The organism is Streptomyces sp. NPDC002643 (genome assembly GCF_053592555.1).
On record NZ_JBSFVY010000002.1, the window covers coordinates 349,340 to 372,614 of the forward strand.

Here is a 23,275-nt window from a genome sequence, read left to right on the forward strand (position 1 = left end):
ACATGACATCAGCCGGTGGCCCGGTAAGTAACCGGGCCACCGGCTGATGCATCAAGGGTGAGTGACGGGACTCGAACCCGCGACATCCTGGACCACAACCAGGTGCTCTACCAGCTGAGCTACACCCACCATGACCGGCGGTTCATCCGAAGGTTTCACCGACCGGCCGAGAAAAAGTGTACAGGGTCTGAAGGGGTGCTCGCGCACGCCTTTTGCCGGCGCACCACCGCGCCCGTGGGGCGGGCTATCGCGCAGGTAGGACGTGCTTCGCGGCGATCGCGCGGGCCGTGTCCGAGTCGGGGCCGGGCTGCGGGACGAAGATCGCCTCGCGGTAGTAGCGGAGTTCCGCGATGGATTCGCGGATGTCGGCGAGCGCCCGGTGGTTGCCGTTCTTCTCGGGGCTGTTGAAGTACGCCCTCGGATACCAGCGGCGGGCCAGCTCCTTGACCGACGAGACGTCCACGATGCGGTAGTGGAGGTAGTCCTCCAGCGTCGGCATGTCCCGGACGAGGAAGCCCCGGTCGGTGCCGACGGAGTTGCCGCACAGGGGCGCCTTGCCCGGCTCCTTGACGTGTTCGCGTACGTACGTCAGCACCTGCTCCTCGGCGTCCGCGAGCGTCGTACCGCCCGCGAGGACGTCCAGCAGACCGGACGCGGTGTGCATCCGGCGCACCACCTCCGGCATGGTCTCCAGCGCCGAGTCCGGCGGGCGGATGACGATGTCGACACCCTCGCCGAGTACGTTCAGCTCGGAGTCGGTGACGAGGGCGGCCACCTCGATGAGCGCGTCGTCGGACAGCGAGAGGCCGGTCATCTCGCAGTCGATCCACACCATGCGATCGTTCATGTGTCTCACCTTACGGCCCGTGACAGCCGTACGGCCCGGTCCTGCACCTGGGTGATCAGGGCGGGACCGGGCCGCACGGCCACTACGGATGTGCTACGGCGCGCTGCGCTGCCCCGGCAGCCGGCCGGCGTACAGCTCCGGCTTGGCGCCCTCCGTCGACAGGGACGCCGAGGGCGCCAGCGCGCTCGCGGCGGCCGTACGACGGGCCTGGAGCGGCACCGGGGCGTGCTCCGGCGCCACCGGGGTCGGTCCGGCGTGGCCGACCGGACCGACCGGGCCGTCGTGGTCGCCGGGCTTGTCGCCCTGCGGACGCCGGGCCCGGTACGCGGCCCGGTACGCCGCCGGGGACGAGCCGAGCTGGCGGCGGAAGTGCCCGCGCAGCGCCACCGGCGAACGGAAGCCGCAGCGTCCCGCGACCTCGTCCACCGAGTAGTCCGATGTCTCCAGGAGACGCTGCGCCTGCAGCACCCGCTGGGTGATCAGCCACTGCAGGGGAGCGCTCCCGGTGAGCGAGCGGAACCGGCGGTCGAACGTACGACGGCTCATGTACGCCCGTGCCGCGAGCGTCTCCACGTCGAACTGCTCGTGGAGGTGCTCCAGCGCCCAGGCGACGACCTCGGCGAGCGGGTCGGCGCCGATCTCCTCTGGTAAAGATCGATCGAGGTAGCGCTCCTGGCCGCCCGATCGACGCGGTGGGACCACCAGACGGCGGGCCAGGGCCCCTGCCGCCTCGTTCCCGTGATCCGTCCGCACGATGTGCAGACAGAGATCGATTCCGGCCGCGGTGCCGGCCGATGTCAGTACGTCGCCGTCGTCCACGAAGAGCTCTCGTGGATCGACGTGGACGGACGGATAGCGCTTGGCCAGCGTCGGCGCGTACATCCAGTGCGTGGTCGCGGGCCTGCCGTCCAGCAGTCCGGCGGCGGCCAGCACGAACGCGCCGGTGCACAGCCCCACGATGCGGGCGCCCTCTTCGTGCGCTCGGCGCAGTGCGTCGAGCGCCTCCTCCGGCGGCGGTGAGGTGATCGAACGCCATGCGGGCACGACCACCGTGCCCGCCCGCGAGATCGCCTCAAGGCCGTTCGGCGCGGTGAGTTCCAGGCCCCCCGTGGTCCGCAGCGGGCCTTCCTCGCCCGCGCACACCAGCAGGCGGTAGCGCGGTACGCCGGCGTCCTGGCGATCGATCCCGAACACCGACAGCGGTATGGAACTCTCGAAGATGGGGCCGCCGCTGAACAGCAGCACCGCGACGATCTCCTTGCGGCGTCGCCCGGAGAGTTTCCGGGCCGCTCCGTCCGGCGCGGCGGTGGAGTCGTGGCTCATACTGCTAAGCCCCCCTCGGTGGTCGCGGCTCCTCGGTTGTGTCGCTCCTGCACGTTTCCCCTTGGTCCTGCACGAGTCCCCCGCCGTAAGACAGTCATGATCGAATCTACTGTGTCCCGTGGTGCCGGCGTGACCAGTTCGCCATCCGGCACATTGTCGACATGGCAACTTGGCGTGAAGCATTCGATCACGAAGCGTTGCACTCTCGTGGCGCGCAGGGAAGTGCGCCTCGTCCCAGTGGCTGGTCCACGTAGGGTGCGCGGCGCCCCTGGACCCCTTTCAGCGCAGGTCGAACGGGGGGTGGAGGGGTGTTCGACCAAGGGATGTGCAGGTGGCCGAAGTTGGCTGAAAAGATACGGGAGTGTGCGCGGAAACCGGTCAGTCGACCGGCGTACTCGGACCGGCCTTTCGACCGCCCCCGCGCGCCCCGGAAGCGGATCGTCCGTGTCTGGGACGAGGGGAGCCGGTGCGCGCGGTCCGGGCGGAGTCGCCGTGCCGGGTCCGGGGGGAACCGGCCTGCGGGGTGTGGGCGGAGCCGGTGCGCGGGGTGCGGGCGGAGCCTGTCCGGGGGGTGCGCGCGGCCCCGCGTTCGGACTGGCGCAGGAGGATGCGGCAGACGGCGGTGACGGCCGCCAGGCCCAGGGCCGCGCCGGTCGCCCCGGCCAGTGAGGTGCCGTACCAGACGAGGACGACCGGGACGAGGACACAGCTGAAGGCCGCCCAGCGGACCACGTCCGTGGCGCTCTCGGGGGAGTCGTGGGAGCGGGCCCGCGCGGGGGCCGCGGACGTCGAGCCGGGGCCGAGGGGGTCCGGTGGACCGGCGGCCTCACCGGTCCCGGCTGTCTCGGGCGGGGACTGGGGCGCGGTGCGGGGGACCGGCACGGCTTGCTCCCTTCTGGCTCCCTCGGGGACGACTTACGGGGGTTCAACGCCTGTTCGAGCCGTCGGTCACTGGCGCGGGCCCGATGGGTTGCCGTCCGTGATCCGGCCTGTGACGGGCGCCGGTTACTCGTACAACCGTTTCCTGTGGAATCCGCTGTACATGGCAGCAACCATTGCGTTACGGGCGGGGGGTCGTGCATGCTCCCTGGAACCCCCGTGCAGCCGGTGCGGGATCTGGGCGGAGGAGGCGTGCGGCCGTACCCTTGAGGGTATGGGGTTGGGAAGATGATTCCCGGACACAGCTCCGCCGCACCCTGACGTCCCATCCACGTCGTCCCAACCCACGAGGACCCAAACGCCGAGACACCCATGGCCGGTCACGAATTCTTCGACTCCTCGGACCGCAAGCGGCGGCCCGTCGCCGATCCCACGGCGGCCGACCCCCTCGCGGCACCAGAGGCACGCCCCACCTGCGATCCCGCCTTCAAACACGGCGTCGTCGTGGGTTTCGACGGTTCCACGTCCAGCGAACGGGCCCTCGCGTACGCCATCGGCATGGCCCGCCGCTCCGGCTCCGGCCTGATCATCGTGCATGTGGCCAACCGGCTGCCCACGACCGTGTGGGCCGGTTGCGAGCCCCCCGTCTTCGTCGACGTCCCCGATCATCGGACCGAGGTCCTCGGCCTTGAGCTCGCCTGCGCGGACTATCTCGCCGAAGTGCCGTGGATTCTCGTCGAGCGCGGCGGGGACATCTGCCATGAACTCGAAGAGGTGGGCAGGGAGTACGAGGCCGACGCCATCGTCGTGGGCTCCACCCATGGCCTCGTCGGCCGGATCTTCGGCTCGGTCGCCGGCCGCCTCGCCAAGCGCGCCCAGCGCCCGGTGATCGTCATCCCGTAACTCCCCTACGGCCCAGGTGGGATGAGCCGGGGTGAATCCGGCTCGCCAGCAACTCCCTTCCGTGAATGCGTGAACCTACCGACGCGTAGAGGTGTTTGTGTCCTTGTGAAGGGCATATACCGGTCGCCGGCCCCACAACATGGCCGGAAAACGCACCGCACGCACCGCACGCGCGGCACAACCGCGCACGCATGAACGCATGAAGGGAGCCCGCCGTGGACAATGACGTCTCCGCGGGAAGCACCACCTCGACCTTTGGCCAACTCGCGCTCGGACTCACCCTGTTGGCGTTCGGTCTCGGTCACACACGGGTGATCGACGGACTGACGGACACCGACGCCGCCTCACTCGCCACCTACGTCGGCGGCATCGCCCTCTTCGCCGCCGGGCTGCTCGCCTTCCGCGACCGCGACGGCCTCACGGGTACGGCGTACGCCGCGCTCGGCGCCCTCTGGTTCACCTGGGGCGTGACCGCCGACGGATCGGCCTCGGCCAACGCGGGCGGGCTCTTCATGCTTCTGTTCGCCCTCGTGGCCCTCAGCCTCGCGCTGGGCACGTCGGTGACCCTCGCCCGGGCGACATACGCCCTGCTGTTCGTCGCCCTGCTGCTGCTCGCCATAGCCGCGTTCGGCGACAGCGAGGGGATGGCGAAGGCGGCCGGCTGGTTCGCGGCCGTGGGCGGCCTCGTGGCCTGGTACGCGGCGACCGCCGCACTGGCCCACTGGCCGACGGTACTTCCGAAGCGGGCTGCCGGCCGGGGAGTGACGGCCACCGGCTGATCGGCAGCCGACGCCGGGACATCGGGCACCCCCGGCGCACTGGAACGGACCCCCTGTGCGAGGTGGCTACACGTGGGGGTCCGTTCTTCCGACCCGGGCCAGCACCTGGTCGGCCAACTCCCGTGGGGGCAACTCCCCGTCCAGGAACACCGTGTCGCCGGGCAGGGTGTCGACCGCGGCCATGCACGGCTCGATCCTGTCCTTGCACCAGCGCCGGACCCGTTCGTCCTGCTCGGGATTGTCCGGGGTGAAGCTCCGGCCGTCGATCCGCTTCTCCAGGACCTCTCGGGAGACCTTGAGGAAGAAGTGGTGGACATCGACGCCCGCGTCCTTCAGCGCGCCGAAGATCTCATCGACGTACCCCGGGTCGATCAGGGTCATGGGGACCAGGAGCGGGCGGCGGTACTCCTCGACCAGGCCCACCGCCAGTGCGGCGACCTGCCGCCGCCACAGCCGGAGATCCTGGAAGTCGCCGGTCGGCACCTCCACGATCTCCCGCAATACATAGCCGACCATCTCCGGGTCATAGACCAGCGCTTCGGGCCAGCGCGGACGCAACTCGTCCACCAGCGTGCTCTTTCCGCTGCCGAACGCACCGTTCACCCAGATGATCAACGCGATCCTCCCCAACCCCGTTGCCGGGCCCGCTGATCGGGCCCGGCGTGTTGGATCAGCATCCCGCAAGGCCGGGGACTTCGGGGGTGGTTACTCCACCGTCACCGACTTCGCCAGGTTGCGGGGCTTGTCGATGTCGCGGCCGAGGGCCAACGCCGTGTGGTAGGCGAGGAGTTGGAGCGGGATGCCCATGAGGATCGGGTCCAGCTCGTCCTCGTTCTTGGGGACGACGATCGTCTGGTCGGCCTTCTCCTGGTGCTGGTGGGCGACGGCGAGGATCTTGCCGCTGCGGGCCTTGATCTCCTCCAGGGCGGCGCGGTTCTTCTCCAGGAGGTCGTCGTCGGGGACGATCGCGACCGTGGGGAGCGCCGGCTCGATCAGGGCCAGCGGGCCGTGCTTCAGCTCCGACGCCGGGTACGCCTCGGCGTGGATGTACGAGACCTCCTTGAGCTTCAGGGACGCCTCGCGGGCCACCGGGTAGCCGCGGACCCGGCCGATGAACAGCATCGAGCGGGCCTCGGCGAACTCCTGGGCCAGCTTCTTGATCTCGTCCTCCTGCTCCAGCATCTCGGAGATCTGGGCGGGCAGTTTGCGCAGGCCCTCGATGATGCGCTTGCCGTCGCGGACGGAGAGGTCACGGGTGCGGCCCAGGTGGAGCGCCAACAGGGCGAAAGCGACCGTGGTGTTGGTGAAGCACTTGGTGGAGACCACGCAGACCTCCGGGCCCGCGTGGACGTAGACGCCGCCGTCCGCCTCCCGGGCGATCGCCGAGCCGACGACGTTCACCACGCCGAGGACCCGCGCGCCCTTGCGCTTCAGCTCCTGCACGGCGGCCAGCACGTCGTAGGTCTCACCGGACTGGGAGACGGCGACGTAGAGGGTGTCGGGGTCGACGACCGCGTTGCGGTAGCGGAACTCCGAGGCCGGCTCGGCGTCCGCGGGGATACGGGCCAGCTCCTCGATCATCTGGGCGCCGATCATGCCCGCGTGGTACGAGGTGCCGCAGCCGAGGATCTTCACCCGGCGGATCTGGCGGGCCTCACGGGCGTCCAGGTTGAGGCCGCCGAGGTGCACGGTGGAGAAGCGGTCGTCGATCCGGCCGCGCAGCACACGGTCCACGGCGTCGGCCTGCTCGTGGATCTCCTTGTGCATGTAGGTGTCGTGGCCGCCCATGTCGTACGAGGCGGCCTCCCACTCGACGGTGGTCGGCTCGGCCGTCGTACGCGTGCCCTCGGTGGTGTAGGTGCGGAAGTCGTCGACCTTGAGGGTGGCCATCTCGCCGTCGTCGAGGGTGACGATCTGGCGGGTGTGGGCGACCAGCGCGGCGATGTCCGAGGCGACGAACATCTCCTTCTCGCCGATGCCGAGGACGACCGGGGAGCCGTTGCGGGCGACGACGATCCGGTCGTTGAAGTCGGCGTGCATCACGGCGATGCCGTACGTGCCCTCCAGGATGCGGACCGCCTGGCGGACCTTCTCCTCCAGGGTGGTCGCCTGGGAACGGGCGATCAGGTGGGTGATGACCTCGGTGTCCGTCTCGGAGAGGAAGACGACGCCGTCCGCCTCCAGCTTGCGGCGCAGCTCGGAGGCGTTGTCGATGATGCCGTTGTGGACGACGGCGACCTTGTTGTCGGCGTCCATGTGCGGGTGGGCGTTGACGTCGGACGGGGCGCCGTGCGTGGCCCAGCGGGTGTGGGCGATGCCGGTGGTGCCCTTGAAGCGTGCGGGGACCTTGGCCTCCAGGTCGCGGACCCGGCCCTTGGCCTTGACCATCTTCAGACCGGGGGCCTTGGGGGAGGTGACGACGATGCCCGCGGAGTCATAGCCCCGGTACTCCAGCCGCTGCAGGCCCTCCAGGAGGAGGGGGGCGACATCACGCTTGCCGATATAGCCGACAATTCCGCACATGTATAGGTGTCCCGTTCCCGTTTTGTCTGTCTTCGGTCTGTCTGAGATCTTGTCTGAGATCTGTCTGGGGTCTGTCTGGTGCGACGGTCGTGGTGTGGTCCGGCGGCCGGTTCAGCCGTAGACCATGCGGCGCAGCTGTCTGAGTGTCAGCTCCGGTGGTGCGACCGCGCGGTATTTCAGGTCCGCCCCGATCCGTTCGAAGATCTCCGCGTTCACCAGGCCCTGGGCCTGGAGTTCGCGGTGGCGGCGACGGACGTAGTCCTCCGTCGTCTCGTCGAAGTAGGCGAGCACGTCCTGGATCACCCGCAGCGCCTCGCCCCGGCTGAGGGGTGTGGACCGCGTCAGATGATCTACAAGTTCGTCGTGCACCCGGTAGATCCTGGGGTACCGGCGTAGGTTTCGCAAGAATCCTGCCCGATTTCGGGCAGCTCCCTGTTAAAGACCCTTGGGGGAACGTTGAACGTGTTATGAGCGCCTGTTCGGGAGCTGTCCATCCGACGGACCGCAGTCCGTCGCCTCGGGCGACGAGTTTCGGACGCCATGGACCTACCTCGCATGGGCGTACCCGAGCGGCTCGCCGACCTGATGAGCATGGCCGAGCAGCACGAGTACCTGCGCGCGCGTTTCTCGCGGCGCACGATGATCAGAGGTGGCGCCGTCACGCTCGGCGCCGTCACCGGTGGCGTTCTCGTCACCGGCCCCGCGGCCCAGGCGGCCACCGCCGCCCGCGCCTCCTCCGCACCCACCCAAGCCGCCACGCGCACCGAGCACATCGACGGCTCCTTCGTCGCCCCCTTCGGCCGTCACCTCGCCTACGGCAACGACCCGCGCACGGAGATCACCGTCTCCTGGCAGGTGCCCGTCGCCGTGAAGAAGCCCTTCATCCGGGTCGGCGCCCACCCGCAGGACCTCTCCCGCAAGATCGACGCCGAGGTACGCACCCTCTTCACCCCGGCCGGTGTCGGCGCCAGCGGAAACCACACCCAGTACTACGTGCACGCCCGGCTCACCCACCTCAAGCCCGGTCGCACCTACTACTACGGCGTCGGCCACCAGGGCTTCGACCCCGCCGAGCCGCACCTCCTCGGCACCCTGGGCACCTTCACCACCGCCCCCGCCCACAGCACGCCGTTCACCTTCACCGCGTTCGGCGACGAGGGTGTCAGCTATCACGCCCTCGCCAACAACAGCCTCCTCCTCGGGCAGAACCCGGCCTTCCACCTCCACGCCGGTGACATCGCGTACGGCGACCCGGCCGGGCAGGGGAAGACCTCCGACACCGGGTTCGACTCACGGGTGTGGGACCAGTTCCTCGCGCAGACCGAGTCCGTCGCCAAGTCCGTCCCGTGGATGCCGGCGTACGGCAACCACGACATGGAGGCCTGGTACTCGCCGAACGGCTACGGCGGCGAGGAGGCCCGCTGGACCCTCCCCGACAACGGCCCCGACAGGAAGAACCTGCCGGGTGTCTATTCGTTCGTCTACGGCAACACGGCGGTGATCTCGCTCGACGCCAACGACATCTCGTACGAGATCCCGGCGAACCTCGGGATCTCCGGCGGCACCCAGACCACATGGCTGGAGGCCCGGCTCAGGAAGTTCCGGGCCGCGAAGGACATCGACTTCGTCGTCGTCTTCTTCCACCACTGCGCCTACTGCACCTCCACCGCGCACGCCTCGGAAGGCGGTGTGCGCCAGGAGTGGGTGCCGTTGTTCGAGAAGTACACCGTCGACCTGGTGATCAACGGGCACAACCACCAGTACGAGCGCACCGACGTCATCAAGGGCGACAAGGTCACCAAGAAGCTGCCGATCGGTGGCACCGCGTACCCCGAGAGCGAGGGTGTGGTGTATGTCACGGCCGGCGCGGCGGGCCGCAGTCTGTACGCGTTCAGCGCGCCGCAGTCGTACGAGGGTCATGAGAACGAGGTCGAGTCCGTGGCCTCCTTCGTCAACACCAAGGACGGGAAGGCCGACGAGACGGTCGCCTGGTCGCGGGTGCGCTACCTCGACTACTCCTTCCTCCGTGTGGATGTGAGGCCCGCGCCGAAGGGGCGTCTCGCCACCCTCACCGTGCGCGGCATCGCCGAGACGGGCGACGAGGTCGACCGCTTCACGGTGGCCCGCCGGGCGAAGTAGGGCACCGGAGGGGTTTCGGGTGCGCAGGCGGTTTCGTTCCACAGCCGTTGGCCGTTCCACAGCCGTTGGCCGTTCCACAGCCGTTGGCCGTTCCACAGCCGTTGGCCGTTCCACCGTCGTTGGTCGTTCTACAGCCGCTTGAGGACCGCCTGTTTGGCCAGGGTGAACTCCTCGTCGGTGAGTACACCCGAGGTGTACAGGTCTCCCAGCTCGCGCAGTCGGCGCAGCAGGGCGTCGTGGTCGTCCTCGCGAGGGGCGGCGGGCGCGAGCCGGGGGACGGCGGGGTCGGGGCCTGGTGGCGGCACGTCGTCGACGGTCGTCGACGGGTGGGGGAGACGGGCCTGGACGGCCGCCGCGACCAGGGCCATCAGGGGGTCCTTCTTGAAGCCCCACAGTTCCACCGAGTTGGCGTCGTACTTGGGCGGGGCCTTGGTCGGGGCGTTGCGGACGGTGAAGCGGAGGTAGCCGTTCTCCAGGCCGACCGACGGGTGCCACTCCACGGCCTCGATGTCCCGCAGGGCGAGCTGCCGGGTGCCGGCGGCGGCCTTGGAGTCCTCCGTCTTCCAGTTCCACTCCAGCCGTACGTGCTCCCCGTCGAAGCTCGCGCTGCCGTCCCCGGCGGAGAACGTGAGGGGGACGGGCGGGCCCGGCAGCAGATAGGCGTCCACCGCGTCGGGCGGCACCTCGTCGAGCAGCAGCGCGTTGCGGATCTCGTCCACGAAGTACTCGGCGACCCCGTACCGGTCGGAGTCGACGCTGAGCTGGTACGGGTCGTTGCCGTCGGTGAGCCGGCCGCCGGTGGCCTGGAGGAGGGGGTCGGAGCCGTCGCGCAGCCGCAGTCGCAGCCGCCCCGACTTCTTGCCCTGCTCGAAGGAGATCCCCGCCAACGCCCCTAGCGGGACGGCGAGTTCACCGAGGGTCTTGCGCAGCAGACTCACGCTCTTGTCGCGGCCGGGGGTCAGCCGCAGGGTGTCACCGTCGAAGGTCCATGTGCCGTCCCGCTGGAGGATTTCCGCCATGGAGGGATTGTTCCACCGGGTCTTCGCAATAATGGTCTAGACCTGAGGGGTGGGTTGGGTGGATGGTGGTGGGGTCCGTTCGGTTGGTGGAAGGGGACGCCGTTGACACCGCACCACAGGCCGTACCGGAGATCGCATCACAGATCGCATCACCAATCGCATCACAGATCGACCCGCTTGTTCGGATCGCTGCTGCTCGTGGCGGCCGGGCTGTTCACCATGGGAGCCGTACCCGTGTCCGAGACCGTGTCCGAGAGCGATGACTTCGACGTGACCCCGCTCGCCCGGATCATTCCCGCGCCCGCCTCCGTCCGGCCCGCCGGAGCCCCGTACCGGATCACGGACGCCACCCGTATCCAGGTGGACGACGCTCCCGGCGTCCGCGGTGTCGGGGAGTATCTGGCCGAACTCCTGCGGCCCTCGACGGGCTACCGGCTGCCCGTGACGGACCGTCGAGCGGCCGGTGCGTCCGATGCGGCCGGAATCCGGCTCAGGTCGGCGCCCGGGGAGGCGGGTCTCGGACAGGAGGGCTATCGGCTGGACAGCGGGCGGTCCGGTGTCACGATCACCGCCCGCACGACCGCCGGGCTCTTCCACGGCGTACAGACGCTACGGCAGTTGCTGCCCGCGTCGGTCGAGAAGGACTCCGTGCAGCCGGGCCCGTGGCTCGTCGCCGGCGGCACCATCGAGGACACCCCGCGCTACGCCTGGCGCGGCGCGATGCTGGATGTCTCCCGGCACTTCTTCACCGTCGACCAAGTCAAGCGGTACGTCGACCAGTTGGCGCTCTACAAGTTCAACAAGCTCCACCTCCACCTCTCCGACGACCAGGGCTGGCGTATCGCCATCGACTCCTGGCCCAGGCTGGCCACGTACGGCGGCTCCACACAGGTCGGTGGCGGCCCCGGCGGCCACTACACCAAGGCCGACTACGAGGAGATCGTCCGGTACGCCGCCTCCCGCCATCTGGAGGTGGTCCCCGAGATCGACATGCCGGGCCACACCAACGCGGCCCTCGCCTCCTACGCCGAGCTGAACTGCGACGGAGTCGCGCCGCCGCTCTACACCGGCACCGAGGTCGGCTTCAGTTCGCTCTGCGTCGACAAGGAGGTGACGTATGACTTCGTGGACGATGTGGTGCGGGAGGTGGCCGCGTTGACACCCGGCCGCCATCTCCATATCGGGGGTGACGAGGCGCACTCCACCAGCCATGAGGACTACGTCACGTTCATGGACCGGGTGCGGTCGGTCGTCGAGCGGTGCGGGAAGACCGTGATCGGCTGGCACCAGCTGACCGGGGCGACCCCGGCGCGGGGCGCTCTCGCGCAGTACTGGGGGCTGGACAGTACGAGCGCGGAGGAGAAGGAGCGGGTGGCCGCCGCCGCGCGGAAGGGTGCCGGGTGGCTGCCGGTCATCATCCGGGCCTGAGTGTGCGAGAGAGCCTCACTCGTACGGGTGAGAAGTGGGCTTCTTATTGGGAACGACGGTACGGGCGCCGCAGATGGGTGCCTAGGGTGTGCGTAAGCCCGTTGGCGACAACCAAGTTAGCGGGCATCACTGGAGAGGTTTCGGACTTCTCCCGGTTGCTGGCAGAGCAGTCGTCAGGCGGACCTGAGTGCCGTCCAACTCCCCGGAGCGATCCAGGGGAGAGTCTCCCACCACGTGCGGGAGAGAGCTGCAACTCGACATGAAGTACGACATGTCGCAGGGCCGGACACGGCCGAGCAAAGGAAGACGGGCACTCCCGGAGCACCGTACTCCGGGGCTGCCCGTCAGCGTGTTGGCGGGTCGGGTGCGGGTGGTGTGTGGTTGCTCGCGCCCACCCGCCCGCAGCGAACAATCAACCGGCAAAATACGACGGGCACCTCGGAGGACCGTACTCCGAGGTGCCCGTCAGCCTGGTGGGGCCGAGCCGGGTCGCTAGAGGCCCGCGATCGGGTTGTTCAGGTTGCCGACCAGCTGCAGCGCCCCCGCCGGGTCCGCCAGGTCCACCATCTGCTTGTTGTTGCGCAGCTGGAGGCGGTTGAGGCAGGAGAGGGCGAACTCGGGGGCGAACATGTCGTACTGGGCGAACTTGTCGGCCAGTTCGGGCATGGAGTGCTGGTAGTCGCGGACCGTCTCGGCGACCGTGCGCCAGAAGTCCTCCTCCTCCAGGACTCCCTCGTCCGCCAGGTTGGAGGCGAGGAAGCGGAAGAAGCAGTCGAAGACGTCCGTGAAGATGGACAGGAGTTTCTTGTCCTCGGGGACTTCGACGCGCAGGCGTTCGACCGTCGGAGGGAGGACCGCGTCCGGGTCCATCACCGCGATCTCCTCGGCGATGTCCTTGTAGATCGCCCGCTCCACGACGCCGTCCCTCAGGACCAGGATGACGTTCTCGCCGTGCGGCATGAAGACCAGGTCGTAGGCGTAGAAGCTGTGGAGGAGCGGGGTGAAGTACGCCCGAAGGTAGCGGCGCAGCCACTCCGTCGGGGTCAGGCCGGAGCGTGCGATGAGCGCCGCCGCGAAGCCGTTGCCCTCGTGGTCGACATGGACCAGGGAGGCCATGGTCGCCAGGGACTCGCCGTCCTGGAGGCCGGACACGGGGCTCTCCCGCCACAGCGCGGCCAGCATCTTGCGGTACGGGGAGAACTTGTCGGTTGCCGCCTCGTACTCCAGGTGCCGGTAACCGACGGCCGCGCGCTCGCGGATGATCGACAGGCCCGTGGACTTCAGCACCGGGTCGCTGTCGATGAGCCCGGCGAGCCAGTCGTTGATGGCCGGGGTCGCCTCCATGTACGCCGCCGAGAGGCCGCGCATGAAGCCCATGTTGAGGACGGACAGGGCCGTCTTCACGTAGTGCTTCTCGGGGGCGGAGTGGTTGAAGAAGGTGCGGATCGACTGCTGGGCCAGGTACTCGTCGTCGCCCTCGCCGAGGCACACCAGGTACTGCTGGGCGACCTCGGCGGCGAAGGTGACGGTGAGCTTGTTCCACCACTGCCAGGGATGGACCGGGATGAAGAGGTAGTCGGCCGGGTCCAGCTCCAGGCCGGTGAGGACGGAGTGGAAGCGGGCGACCGTCTCCGCGCCCAGCTCGTCGCGGAGGAACGCCTCGTACTCGATGCCCACGCCCGCCGTGAAGGCCGCGCGGGAGCGGTGGGCGGCCAGCCAGATCAGTTTGACCGGGCTCGCGGTCTCGGGCGCGTACGAGAGGTACTCGTGGACGCCGAAGCCGAGGCGGCCGTTGTTGGCGACGAAGCAGGGGTGGCCCTCGGTCATCCCGGTCTCGATGGCCTGGAAACCGGCCTCGGCCAGCTCGGTGACCGGGATCTGCGGCTTGGTGAGCTTGTAGCAGGTGCCGGAGAGGGTGGAGGAGATCTCCTCCAGATAGACCGGGAGGATCTCGTCGCTCAGGCCGAGGGAGCCCTTCAGCTCGATGAAGAAGTCCAGGGCGGCCAGAGGGAGGTCGACGCCGTCTCGCTGACGGGAGATCGAGTCGGCGTCGACCTGCCAGTGGTCGAGGGCACGCCGGACGGCGGTGAACCCGTAACGGGTCAGACCGTCGTCGCTGCGGACCTCGTAGCGGCCGTCCGCGGTGGCCTGCGGGGTGATGAGCCGCTCATGGGCGAACTCGGCGAGGGCCTTGCGGATCAGCAGGCGGTTGGCCCGTGCCCAGCGGTGGGGGGACAGATGCGCCACGGCATCGGAGAGGGTCATACAGCTACTCCTCGGGCAGCCTCGAAAAACTGCTCTCGCGTACAGAAGCTCAGCAGTGCGCGCTTCTCCGGCTTGTCGATCTCGCGGTCGGGGACGAAACCGACGACCTCGTTGAGGGCGTGGACGGCCTTGTTGGACACGTCCGGCTCGACGACGACCCGGTGGGTGGCCGGGTCCTCGAAGAGGTGCGCCATCACGGCGGTGATCACGGACCTGGTGAAGCCGTGCACCGGGGTGTCCGTCGGCGGCACCAGGAAGTGCATACCGACGTCTCCGGGCTCGGGCTCGTACAGGCCGACGAGTTCACGGTGGGCGGGGTCGTACTTCTCCATGAGGAACGCGGGCTCGCCGTCGAGCAGCCCCAGCAGGGCGTGGTGGTGCGGGTCGGCCGCGATCTCCATGTAGGCCCGCTCGACGTCCTCCAGTTTGGCGCCCTGCATCATCCAGTACGCCGCCTTGGGGTGCGTCACCCAGGAGTGCAGGAGTTCGCCGTCGCTCAGCGGGTCCAGCGGACGGAAGGTGAAGTTCATACGGCGAACTCCTGGAAGGCGATCGTCTTCTCGACCGGGTAGTACTCGGTGCCCAGCAGCTCGCGGATGATGTACGCGTTGCGGTAGGCGCCCATGCCCAGGTCGGGGGAGGTGATGCTGTGGGTGTGGACGCCGGCGTTCTGGAGGAAGACGCCGCGGCCGGTGACGTCGATGGCGTAGTTGCGGGCCACGTCGAAGCGGCCGTGGCCGTCGAAGACGAGCCGGTCGTGGAGCGAGGCGAGGAAGGCCGGCGGCTGGTAGTGGTAGCCGGTGGCCAGGACCAGGCCCTCGGTCTCGATCTCGAAGTCCTTGCCCTGCTCGTCCTGGCGGAGGCCGAGGATGTAGCGCCCGTCCTCGTGACGCGCGCTGTTGAGGGACGAGTTGGTGAGCAGACGGGTCGGGACCGGACGTCCGCCGCCGCTGACGTTCTTCTGGTACAGCAGATCGAAGATCGAGTCGATCAGATCCCCGTTTATGCCCTTGAACAGGCCCTTCTGCTGCTTCTCCAGCCGGTAGCGGGTCTCCTCGGGCAGCGCGCGGAAGTAGTCGATGTAGTCCGGGGACGTCATCTCCAGCGTCAGCTTGGTGTATTCGAGGGGGAAGAAGCGCGGGGAGCGCGTCACCCAGTTCAGCTGGTAGCCGTGGACGTCGATCTCGGAGAGCAGTTCGTAGTAGATCTCGGCGGCGCTCTGGCCGCTGCCGACGATCGTGATCGACTTCTTCGACCGCAGCTCCGCCTTGCGGTGCATGTACTGGGCGTTGTGGAAGAAGTCGCCGTCGAGGCCCTGGCAGGCGTCCGGGATGTACGGGACGGTGCCGGTGCCGAGGACGAGCCGCCGGGTGCGGTACGACTCGCCGGCGGCGGTGCGTACGACGTAGACCTCGTCGGCGGCCTCGTACGTCACCTCCGTCACCGTGGTGTTGAAGCGGACGTTGCTCAGCCGGTTCGCGGCCCAGCGGCAGTAGTCGTCGTACTCGACCCGGAGCGGATAGAAGTTCTCGCGGATGTAGAACGAGTACAGACGGCCGGAGTCCTTCAGGTAGTTGAGGAAGGAGTACGGGGACGTCGGGTCGGCGAGGGTGACCAGGTCCGACATGAACGGGGTCTGGAGGTGGGCGCCGTCGAGGAACATGCCCGAGTGCCACTCGAAGTGCGGCTTCGAGTCCAGGAAGATCCCGTCGAGTTCGGCGATGGGCTCGGTGAGGCAGGCGAGGCCGAGGTTGAAGGGTCCGAGCCCGATGCCGATGAAGTCGTGTGTTTTCACGGCGGATTCAGGAAGCGCGGGTTCAGGAAGCGCGGTCAAGGGACTCTCCCAGGTACTGCTCGGCGTGGCCGGCGATCAGATCGAGTACGGCGGCGATGTCGTCCACCGTCGTCTCGGGGTTGAGCAGGGTGAACTTCAGATAGTGGCGACCGCCGACCTTGGTGCCCGCGACCACCGCGTCCCCGGAGGCGAACAGGGCCTTGCGGGCGTAGAGGTTGGCGCGGTCGATCTCCGCCGGGTCGGTGACGGCCTCGGGGATGTAGCGGTAGACCAGCGTGGACAGCTGCGGCTCCACGACCACGTCGAAGCGCGGGTCGGCGGCGAGCAGTTTCCAGCCCTCTGCCGCGAGGTCGCACACCTCGTCGAAGAGCCGGCCCACACCGTCGGCGCCCATCGTGCGCAGCGTCATCCACAGTTTGAGGGCGTCGAAGCGGCGGGTGGTCTGGAGGGACTTGTCGACCTGGTTGGGGATGCGCTCGGTGACCATACGGCGCGGGTTGAGGTACTCCGCGTGGTAGGTGGCGTGGCGCAGGGTGTCCCCGTCGCGGACCAGCACGGCGGACGAACTCACCGGCTGGAAGAAGGACTTGTGGTAGTCGACGGTGACGGAGTCGGCGCGTTCGATGCCGTTGAGGAGGGCGCGGCGCTTAAGAGAGATCAACAGTCCGCAGCCGTACGCCGCGTCGACGTGCATCCACGCCCCGAACCGGTCGCACAGCTCGGCTATCTCGGGCAGCGGGTCTATGGAGCCGAAGTCGGTGGTGCCGGCGGTGGCGACGACGGCCATGGGGATGAGCCCGGCCTCCTCGCAGCGCTCCAGCTCACGGGCGAGGGCGACGGTCTGCATGCGCTTGTTGCCGTCGACGGGGACGGAGACGACGGCGTCCTGGCCGAGGCCCAGCAGTTTCGCGGACTTCTTCACGCTGAAGTGGCTGACCTCGGAGGCGAAGATCCGCAGTTTGGCGAGGGAAGCCGTTCCTTCCCATCCCTCCGGGCCCGGCTTGGCCTCTTCCCTGGCCAGCAGCAGCGCCTGGAGGTTGGACTGTGAGCCGCCGGAGGTGAAGACGCCGTCGGCGCCCTCGTGGAAGCCGATGCGCTCGTTGGTCCAGTCGATCAGTTTGCGCTCGATCAGGGTGCCGCCGGCCGACTGGTCCCAGGTGTCCAGGGAGGAGTTGACGGCGGAGAGGACGGCTTCGCCGAGCACGGCCGGGATGACGACCGGGCAGTTGAGGTGCGCGAGATACCGGGGGTGGTGGAAGTAGATCGCGTCGCGGAGGTAGACGTCTTCGAGTTCGTCGAGGACGGCCGTCGTGTCGTGCAGCGGCTTGTCGAGGTCGATTTTCTCAAGGGTGGGAGAAAGGGCGTCGACGGTGACACCGGTGAACGGTCGGTCGGTGGTGGCGAGTTTGGCCGCCACCCGCTCCACGCCTTCGGTCACGGTGCGGCGGTACCGCTCCGCGGTCGTGTCATTGAGCAGGTGCGAGCGCATGGGGAGGTCCTCCGAGCGGGGCAGTCCGGGTGGGACGGAGAGGTGAGGTGTGGGGGGCGAGATCACATCGTCCAACTTAGGTAAGCCTAACCTAATTAACGCACCGGAAATCCTGACTCCCCCGTGACTGTGGTCACTTCAGGAACGCGGCGGCGCGGGTTTGGGCGAGGGGTGGGTGAGGTCGCGGGGCGAAGCGGGTGAGGTCGCGCGGGCGCGGGTGGGTGGGGGGCTGCTGCGGTTCGGGTGGGTGAGGTGAGGGCTGTGCGGTTCGGGTGAGGTCGGTGAGCGGGCGTGCGAGGTCGGTGAGCGGGCGTGCGAGGGGCCGGTCCTGTGGCGCGGGCCTACTCGCCGCGCTCCCGCAGCTGCTCCTCGGTCAGGCCCTCGCGCCAGTACCCGACGAACGTCACCCGCCTCTTGTCGATCCCCCGCTCGCGGACGAGATGCCGCCGCAGCTCCTTGATGCGCCCGGACTCCCCCGCGATCCAGGCGTACGGCAGCGCGGCGGGCGGCAGTTGGGCGTCCCGGACGGATTCGAGGGCGGCCGGGGCCCCTTCGTCCCGCACGAGCCAGGTGATCTCGGCGTCGGCGTCGGTGGCCAGGTCCTGGATGTCGCCGGGGTGGTGAACCTCCAGCCAGACCCGGGCGGGCATACCGGCGGGCAGCGACTCCAGGATGGCGGAGGCGGCGGGAAGGGCGGTCTCGTCACCCCAGATCAGCACCAGATCGGTGTCCTCGGGCGGCCGGAACCGAATGGCCCGGTTGTCGGCGATGGCGGGCCCGAGCAGCAGAACCCGGTTCCCGGGGGCGGCGGTCGAGGCCCACCGGGACGCCGGCCCGGCGGGCACGGAGGCCTCCGGCTCGACACCGTGCAGCACGAAGTCGATGTCGATCTCGGTCGTCGTGCCATGGCCGTCGGCACGCAGGGTCCGCAGGGTGTACGACCGCATCACGGCCCGTACGTCGTCGGGCAGTTCCCGCCAGCCCTGCCACCATCCGTCGCCCAACTCGACGGGAACGGCGGGCGCGTCCTGCCCCGGGTGCGGCAGGAAGAGCGACAGCGACTGATCTCTGCGGTCGGAGTGGAAGTACCGCAGATCGTCCCCCGCGAAGGAGACCCGAACGAGAGACGGCCCGAGCCGCCGGGTCCGTACGACCTGAAGGGAGAAGAACCGGAAGGGGGCGGCTATGGCGGTGGTCATGGTGGGGGCTCCTCTGTAAGGAGGGGTACTACCGCGCCCCTTCATGGGCCGTAGGCCCAAAAGGGGCGCGGGGAACTGCGCGACCAGCCACAACGGACCCGCAGTCGAAGTACCTCCGTCAACTAACCTTCTTCGCGTTCTCGATCGCCTCCGCCAACTCCTCAAGAAGCGGCGCACACTTGTCGTAGGACAGAATCGGCTCGGGGTTGCGCCCGATGACCTGCCCCGCCTTCACCGCGGGCAGCGCCTTCCACGTCGCCTCGGTGATGTCATCCGGCTGAATCGCCGACGTACGGTTGTCCATGATGATGACGTCCGCGTCGTACTTGTCGACGTTCTCCCAGCTGAGGTTCTCGAACCAACCACCGCTGGCCTTGAGGGCGTCGGCGCCGGGCTCGACGAAGTTCACGCCGAGGGCCTTGTAGTACTCCAGGTCGATGGAGAGGTTGGACCCGGAGACGTAGAAGATGTCCTGGCTGGCGGACCCGGCGAGGACCTTGATGTCGGGCTTGGCCTTGGCGGCGGCGCGCAGCCGGGCCGCGGCGTCCTCGAACCGCTTCTTCGCGGCGGTGATCTTCTCGCCCTCCGTGTCGGCGCCCAGCGACTTCGCCAGCTCCAACATGCGCTGCAGCGGCTCGGTCATCTGGCGGTCGTAGACGGAGATGCCGACGCTCGGGGCGAGCTTGGCGATCTTGTCCTTGGAGGCCTCGGGGACGTACCAGAGGGTGCCGGCGTCGTCGTACATGGTGGTGATGAGGACGTCGGGGGAGAGCGCGGCGTACTTCTCGACGTTGAACTCGTCCCAGACGTTGCCGATGATCTCGACCTTGCTGATGTCGAGGTCGCCGGCCTGGACGTCGGCCTTGCCGTCCTGCGTCTTGGTGGGACCGAAGACGCCCTTGACGTCGATGCCGTAGTCGAACAGCGCGGCGGCGACACCGACGAACGCGACGATGTTCTCGGGGGTCTTGTCGAGTTCGACGGTGGTGCCGCGGTCGTCCTTGAACGTCCAGGGACCCGACTCGGCGGCAGCCGTCTCCTTGTCCGACCCAGCGCTGCTGCTGCTCTTCTCGTCTCCACAGGCGGCGAGGACGGCACCGAGACCGAGTGCGCCACCGGCGGCGAGGATGCCACGGCGGGTGAGGTGAGCGGCTCTGGCGTGAGACATGTGTGGCTACTTTCGAACGGGGCGGCGGTCGCCCGAGGGTGAGTTCGAAGGTAGGTTAGCCTAACCTCATCGCTTGTCCAGAGGGTGGTTCCAAGTAGTGGAATGCCCTGGTCCAGGCGTGCCCTAATCTTTGAGTTCCCTGTGAATCCAAGGTTGGCGGGGTGGTTGAGATTTCAATAGGTGATGAACCCGCTGGTGGAGTCGTGGATGCGAAGACATGGCGGGGAGGGTGCGACGGCGTACCGAACGGCGCAACAGCCCCTCCGTGCGCGCCTGTTGAGCCCCGCTTATAGGCCCACGCATCGGATGTGGATAGAGCGAATCCAGCCAGGGGGACGGTGCCTGGTTGGTGTCTCCTCAAGCGGGCGGTCGGCGCCCGATCGCCAGCAAGTGGGAGCTGGCGGCGAGCAGTTCGGGATAGGGCTCGGCCATACGCGCCGCGGTCAGCGCCGACTCGAACATCGGTGAGCCGATCAGCGACTCGCCGGTGTGCCGCTCGGCCGCGGCCAGCAGCGCCCAGGCCGGGCCCTCGACGCCGTACACCTCGGTCTCGTCGAAGCCGGCGGTCGCCACCTCCGCGAGCAGTTGCGCGCCGCTGTGGAAGTACGCGGCGGTGAAGGCCTTCCTCCCGTCGTGGATCTGTGTCGCGAGGATGCCGTCGATACTGCGCCGCAGGGGCTCCTCGTGCAGATGCGCGAACGCGGTGTGCTCGAACAGCGAGGCGTACCGGTTGATGCCGGCGGCGGCCAGGAGACCCTCGGGCTTGAGGACGCGGTGGGCCTCCGTGAGGGCCTGGTCGCGGTCGGCGCGGTCGAGGAGGTGGTAGAGCGGGCCCAGCACGAGCACCACGTCGTACGAGGCGTCTTCGACGGGGAGCCTGCGCGCGTCACCGAGTTCGACGGTGGCACCGGTCTGCTGCGCCTGCTCGATGTGCCGGGGGACCGGGTCGATGAGATGGACGCCGTATCCGTCGTCGACGAGCCACCGCGCATGGGCGCCGGGTCCGCCACCGACGTCGAGGACGCGGGCCGGTGGGGCGGGCAGATATCGGCGCAGCAACTCCTGTGTGCGTACCATCTCCAGACGCCCATCGGCGGTCGTGGACAGCCGGTCCGCCTCGTCGATGGTGTCGGTGTAGAACGTCACGATCTCCGGCGCTACCTCAGGGCTTGTCATGCGGGCATTCTGATGGTTGCCCGGTGGACCAGTCCAGTGATCGGAAAGTTACGGCCCATGCCCCTGCTGAAGTACGAGCAGATCGCGGAGGATCTGCGGACACGGATCGCGAACGGCGAGTTCCAGCCCGGCGATCTACTGCCCTCTGGGCGTGATCTGGCCGAGCAGTGGGACGTGTCCAGGGCGACCGTCGTCAAGGCGTACGACACATTGCGCAACGATGGTCTGGTGGTCGCCCGGCAGGGCAGCGGATTCACCGTCGTCGACACGCCGGTCGCGCGGCCGGCGGGAGGGCGCCGGGCCGGTTCGACGCGGGTGGTCGGTGGTGCGCCGTACCGTCGTCTCGGCATTCCGGACCGCACGGTGCCACCCGTGCATGTGGCCGAGGCCCTCGGCCTGAATCCGGGCGATGAGGCGCTCCGGCGCATCCGGCTGGTCCTGCTCGACGATAGATCGCCGCACAGCCTGGTGACGGCCTGGTTTCCGCCCGCCGTCGCGGATGCCGCCCCGCGCCTGGCATTGAAGGGGCCGATCGCCGAAGGTACAACGCACTATGTGCGCCGGGAGACGGGCCGTTTCCCAATAGAGGGCGTGGACGTCACGACAGTGCGGCTGGCCGACGACGATGAGGCGCGCCTGCTCGAAGTGGACCAGCCTGCCGCAGTGGCCGTGGTACTGCATGTGGCGTACGACGCCGAGCATCGCGCTCTGGTGTGCGAAGAGGGCGTCACGGCGTCCCATGTGTTCGAAGAGGTCGACCGGTACCGGATGGGCTGACAGGCCCCGTTGGGCTGACAAGGTTCCCGAAGCGCTTGACTGGACCGGTCCACCGGTCCAGTCTCATTCTTGCGCTGCGCAGCCGGACGCTTTCGGCGGCCCTTGGTGTAGTCGAGGGCGCCCTGGCCGCGCCGAGTCTGGCAACGCACAAACCGAGCCCCCGCAACCGTGGCGACGGTCCGGGGGAATGGCCGACCTGATCGGAGCAGATCGACAATGAACCTTGTACCACGATTGCGCGAGCTGATGAGAGCACTGCTGTTCGGGCGGCGCGGAATCGGCCATCCCGGCCTCAGCGTCCACGCAAACTTCGGCCCCAACTTCCCCATCCGGCATGCGCCTTGCGGCGTGTGGGGAGCCGTCCTCGCCCGCGCGCGCATCCGCCGCGCCCCGCACTTGTGGGCGCTCCCCGAGGCTCCCGCCCCCATGGCCGACGCCTTCGCCCTGGACCTCGTACGTGCCTACGTGGTGCGTGAGGACGAGCAGACCCGGCGCCCGGCCTCCCCGGTGAGGAGGGCCTGGTGACGATGCCCAAGTGCAGGCCAGTCATCGGCGACACCGTCGAGGACACCGACCGCAAGCGGGTCGGCAAGGTCATGGGGTTCGAGGGCCCCTACGTGCAGCTCCGACCCATCGGGGGTGGGCGGGAATGGGACGCCTGCGCGGACAGGCTCCGGCGGCTCACGCTCGCCGAGACCTTGAGCGCGGAGGTGGCCGCGGCCAACGTACGGTCCAAGGGAGAGCGGCTGTGAGTACCCAGGACGACGAGACCACCGAGGCGGTCGTGCCCAAGGGCTGGGACCCGGAGGGTTTCGTGGCCCACAGCTATCGGTGCCATCAGTGCGCCAGCAACCCGCTGGACCAGGCATGCCCGGAGGGAATCAGGCGACTCCGCCGTGCCCCGGTGAACGCCGCGCCTCCGGACGACGACACCGCCACCCCGATGGAGTCGCTGCCCATCGACACCGAGACGATGCGCGACACCACGGCCCGCCTCCTCTCCCCTCACGCCCATCAACTCCAGCCCGCCGACCTGCTCGACCTGACCCTCCTGTGCCGGGGCCACCTGACCCTGCTGATCCTGGAGGTAGAAGCGGCGGCCGCCCGCCGGAAACCGAACAACGACACCCTCACAGCGAGCACTTGGGCCGACATCGACGAAGCCCGGCGCCGCCTGAACCTGACCCTCGACGGACGCCTGCCCCACACCCTCGCCCACGCCCAACGCCTCGCCCGCTCCGTCGACCACCTCCTCCACGACCTGGAGAAACTGGGCGGTGGGCGACCGTGACCGCAGAACTGCCCCAGAGCTGAACCGCAGGCTTCCCGCCCCGGCCAAGGGGCGGGCAGGCGGGCCCGCAGGGTGACAGGCCCTGCGGTGCCCATGGCGCCACCGGACAGAGTGGGGCGAGGACCAGGCGCAGAACATGCTGCGCGAGGCACACCGGGTGCTGCCCACGCTGCCGGGTCGCCGCGCGGTTCTGCTGACTCTGCGGCACCCCGCGAATGTCCCGGCCGGGCCCGGTACGGCCGATACGATGACCGGGCCCGCGCCCAAACGGAGGC

Annotated in this window: 21 protein-coding genes, 1 tRNA gene and 1 pseudogene; 8 read left to right on the forward strand and 15 right to left on the reverse strand. The window is 68.8% G+C overall.

What is annotated here, in order from left to right:
- Positions 1-56 precede the first annotated feature (56 nt).
- From ACWD4G_RS04240 to ACWD4G_RS04255, 4 genes are all read right to left on the reverse strand, one after another.
- A tRNA-His gene (locus ACWD4G_RS04240) sits at positions 57-129 on the reverse strand.
- A gap of 115 nt (positions 130-244) precedes the next feature.
- The gene (gene orn / locus ACWD4G_RS04245) at positions 245-847 is read right to left on the reverse strand and encodes an oligoribonuclease (protein WP_451290642.1); all 603 of its coding nucleotides are present in this window, start codon (positions 845-847) and stop codon (positions 245-247) included.
- 93 nt (positions 848-940) lie between these two features.
- Positions 941-2,170: a helix-turn-helix domain-containing protein gene (locus ACWD4G_RS04250; protein WP_451290643.1), complete on the reverse strand. Its 1,230-nt coding sequence runs from the start codon at positions 2,168-2,170 to the stop codon at positions 941-943.
- 378 nt (positions 2,171-2,548) lie between these two features.
- Positions 2,549-2,902 carry a hypothetical protein gene (locus ACWD4G_RS04255; RefSeq protein WP_451290768.1) on the reverse strand — a complete coding sequence of 118 codons (354 nt, stop codon included), beginning with the start codon at positions 2,900-2,902 and terminating at the stop codon, positions 2,549-2,551.
- Positions 2,903-3,421: 519 nt separating this feature from the next.
- On the opposite strand from ACWD4G_RS04255, the gene ACWD4G_RS04260 reads away from it, so the two are divergent.
- On the forward strand, positions 3,422-3,952 hold the full coding sequence (locus ACWD4G_RS04260) for a universal stress protein (protein WP_451290644.1): 531 nt from the start codon (positions 3,422-3,424) through the stop codon (positions 3,950-3,952).
- 215 nt (positions 3,953-4,167) lie between these two features.
- On the forward strand, positions 4,168-4,731 hold the full coding sequence (locus tag ACWD4G_RS04265) for a GPR1/FUN34/YaaH family transporter (RefSeq protein WP_451290645.1): 564 nt from the start codon (positions 4,168-4,170) through the stop codon (positions 4,729-4,731).
- Between the two features lie 66 nt (positions 4,732-4,797).
- Here ACWD4G_RS04265 and ACWD4G_RS04270 read toward each other — a convergent pair whose 3' ends face one another.
- From ACWD4G_RS04270 to ACWD4G_RS04280, 3 genes are all read right to left on the reverse strand, one after another.
- Positions 4,798-5,346, reverse strand: a complete 549-nt coding sequence (locus ACWD4G_RS04270) for an AAA family ATPase (protein WP_451290646.1) — start codon at positions 5,344-5,346, stop codon at positions 4,798-4,800.
- A gap of 90 nt (positions 5,347-5,436) precedes the next feature.
- Positions 5,437-7,254: a glutamine--fructose-6-phosphate transaminase (isomerizing) gene (gene glmS, locus ACWD4G_RS04275; protein WP_451290647.1), complete on the reverse strand. Its 1,818-nt coding sequence runs from the start codon at positions 7,252-7,254 to the stop codon at positions 5,437-5,439.
- Between the two features lie 111 nt (positions 7,255-7,365).
- A complete protein-coding gene (locus ACWD4G_RS04280) occupies positions 7,366-7,623 on the reverse strand; it encodes a hypothetical protein (RefSeq protein WP_451290648.1) in 258 nt (85 codons plus the stop codon).
- 186 nt (positions 7,624-7,809) lie between these two features.
- Between ACWD4G_RS04280 and ACWD4G_RS04285 the strand changes: the two genes are divergently transcribed.
- Positions 7,810-9,393, forward strand: coding sequence for a purple acid phosphatase family protein (locus ACWD4G_RS04285; RefSeq protein ID WP_451290769.1), 1,584 nt, complete (start codon positions 7,810-7,812; stop codon positions 9,391-9,393).
- Between the two features lie 128 nt (positions 9,394-9,521).
- On the opposite strand, the gene ACWD4G_RS04290 is transcribed toward ACWD4G_RS04285, so the two are convergent.
- Positions 9,522-10,412 (reverse strand): DUF4429 domain-containing protein, encoded by an 891-nt coding sequence (locus tag ACWD4G_RS04290; RefSeq protein ID WP_451290649.1) that lies wholly within the window; start codon positions 10,410-10,412, stop codon positions 9,522-9,524.
- 219 nt (positions 10,413-10,631) lie between these two features.
- Here ACWD4G_RS04290 and ACWD4G_RS04295 point away from each other — a divergent pair.
- Positions 10,632-11,813: pseudogene (locus tag ACWD4G_RS04295) on the forward strand (beta-N-acetylhexosaminidase); the annotation flags it as partial.
- Positions 11,814-12,332: 519 nt separating this feature from the next.
- On the opposite strand, the gene ACWD4G_RS04300 reads toward ACWD4G_RS04295, so the two are convergent.
- The 7 genes from ACWD4G_RS04300 to ACWD4G_RS04330 form a co-directional block, all read right to left on the reverse strand.
- A complete protein-coding gene (locus ACWD4G_RS04300) occupies positions 12,333-14,105 on the reverse strand; it encodes an IucA/IucC family protein (protein WP_451290650.1) in 1,773 nt (590 codons plus the stop codon).
- Entirely contained in the window at positions 14,102-14,635 is a 534-nt protein-coding gene (locus ACWD4G_RS04305; RefSeq protein ID WP_451290651.1) for a GNAT family N-acetyltransferase, read from the reverse strand. Before ACWD4G_RS04305 ends, ACWD4G_RS04300 begins: the two co-directional genes overlap by 4 nt.
- Complete coding sequence (locus tag ACWD4G_RS04310) at positions 14,632-15,939, reverse strand: lysine N(6)-hydroxylase/L-ornithine N(5)-oxygenase family protein (protein WP_451290652.1); 1,308 nt, start codon at positions 15,937-15,939, stop codon at positions 14,632-14,634. The genes ACWD4G_RS04305 and ACWD4G_RS04310 overlap by 4 nt, the downstream gene beginning before the upstream one ends.
- Positions 15,923-17,389: a lysine decarboxylase DesA gene (gene desA / locus ACWD4G_RS04315; protein ID WP_451290653.1), complete on the reverse strand. Its 1,467-nt coding sequence runs from the start codon at positions 17,387-17,389 to the stop codon at positions 15,923-15,925. Before desA ends, ACWD4G_RS04310 begins: the two co-directional genes overlap by 17 nt.
- A 341-nt stretch (positions 17,390-17,730) precedes the next feature.
- Positions 17,731-18,588 carry a siderophore-interacting protein gene (locus tag ACWD4G_RS04320; protein WP_451290654.1) on the reverse strand — a complete coding sequence of 286 codons (858 nt, stop codon included), beginning with the start codon at positions 18,586-18,588 and terminating at the stop codon, positions 17,731-17,733.
- A 118-nt stretch (positions 18,589-18,706) separates the two neighbouring features.
- A complete protein-coding gene (locus tag ACWD4G_RS04325) occupies positions 18,707-19,756 on the reverse strand; it encodes an ABC transporter substrate-binding protein (protein WP_451290655.1) in 1,050 nt (349 codons plus the stop codon).
- A 357-nt stretch (positions 19,757-20,113) separates the two neighbouring features.
- On the reverse strand, positions 20,114-20,932 hold the full coding sequence (locus ACWD4G_RS04330) for a class I SAM-dependent methyltransferase (protein ID WP_451290656.1): 819 nt from the start codon (positions 20,930-20,932) through the stop codon (positions 20,114-20,116).
- A 57-nt stretch (positions 20,933-20,989) separates the two neighbouring features.
- Between ACWD4G_RS04330 and ACWD4G_RS04335 the strand changes: the two genes are divergently transcribed.
- The 4 genes from ACWD4G_RS04335 to ACWD4G_RS04350 all read left to right on the forward strand — a co-directional run bounded on the left by ACWD4G_RS04335 (position 20,990) and on the right by ACWD4G_RS04350 (position 23,000).
- Positions 20,990-21,709 carry a GntR family transcriptional regulator gene (locus tag ACWD4G_RS04335; RefSeq protein WP_451290657.1) on the forward strand — a complete coding sequence of 240 codons (720 nt, stop codon included), beginning with the start codon at positions 20,990-20,992 and terminating at the stop codon, positions 21,707-21,709.
- Between the two features lie 216 nt (positions 21,710-21,925).
- Positions 21,926-22,234 (forward strand): hypothetical protein, encoded by a 309-nt coding sequence (locus ACWD4G_RS04340; protein WP_451290658.1) that lies wholly within the window; start codon positions 21,926-21,928, stop codon positions 22,232-22,234.
- 2 nt (positions 22,235-22,236) lie between these two features.
- On the forward strand, positions 22,237-22,461 hold the full coding sequence (locus ACWD4G_RS04345; RefSeq protein WP_451290770.1) for a hypothetical protein: 225 nt from the start codon (positions 22,237-22,239) through the stop codon (positions 22,459-22,461).
- On the forward strand, positions 22,458-23,000 hold the full coding sequence (locus ACWD4G_RS04350) for a DUF6415 family natural product biosynthesis protein (RefSeq protein ID WP_451290659.1): 543 nt from the start codon (positions 22,458-22,460) through the stop codon (positions 22,998-23,000). Before ACWD4G_RS04345 ends, ACWD4G_RS04350 begins: the two co-directional genes overlap by 4 nt.
- Positions 23,001-23,275: the final 275 nt, after the last annotated feature.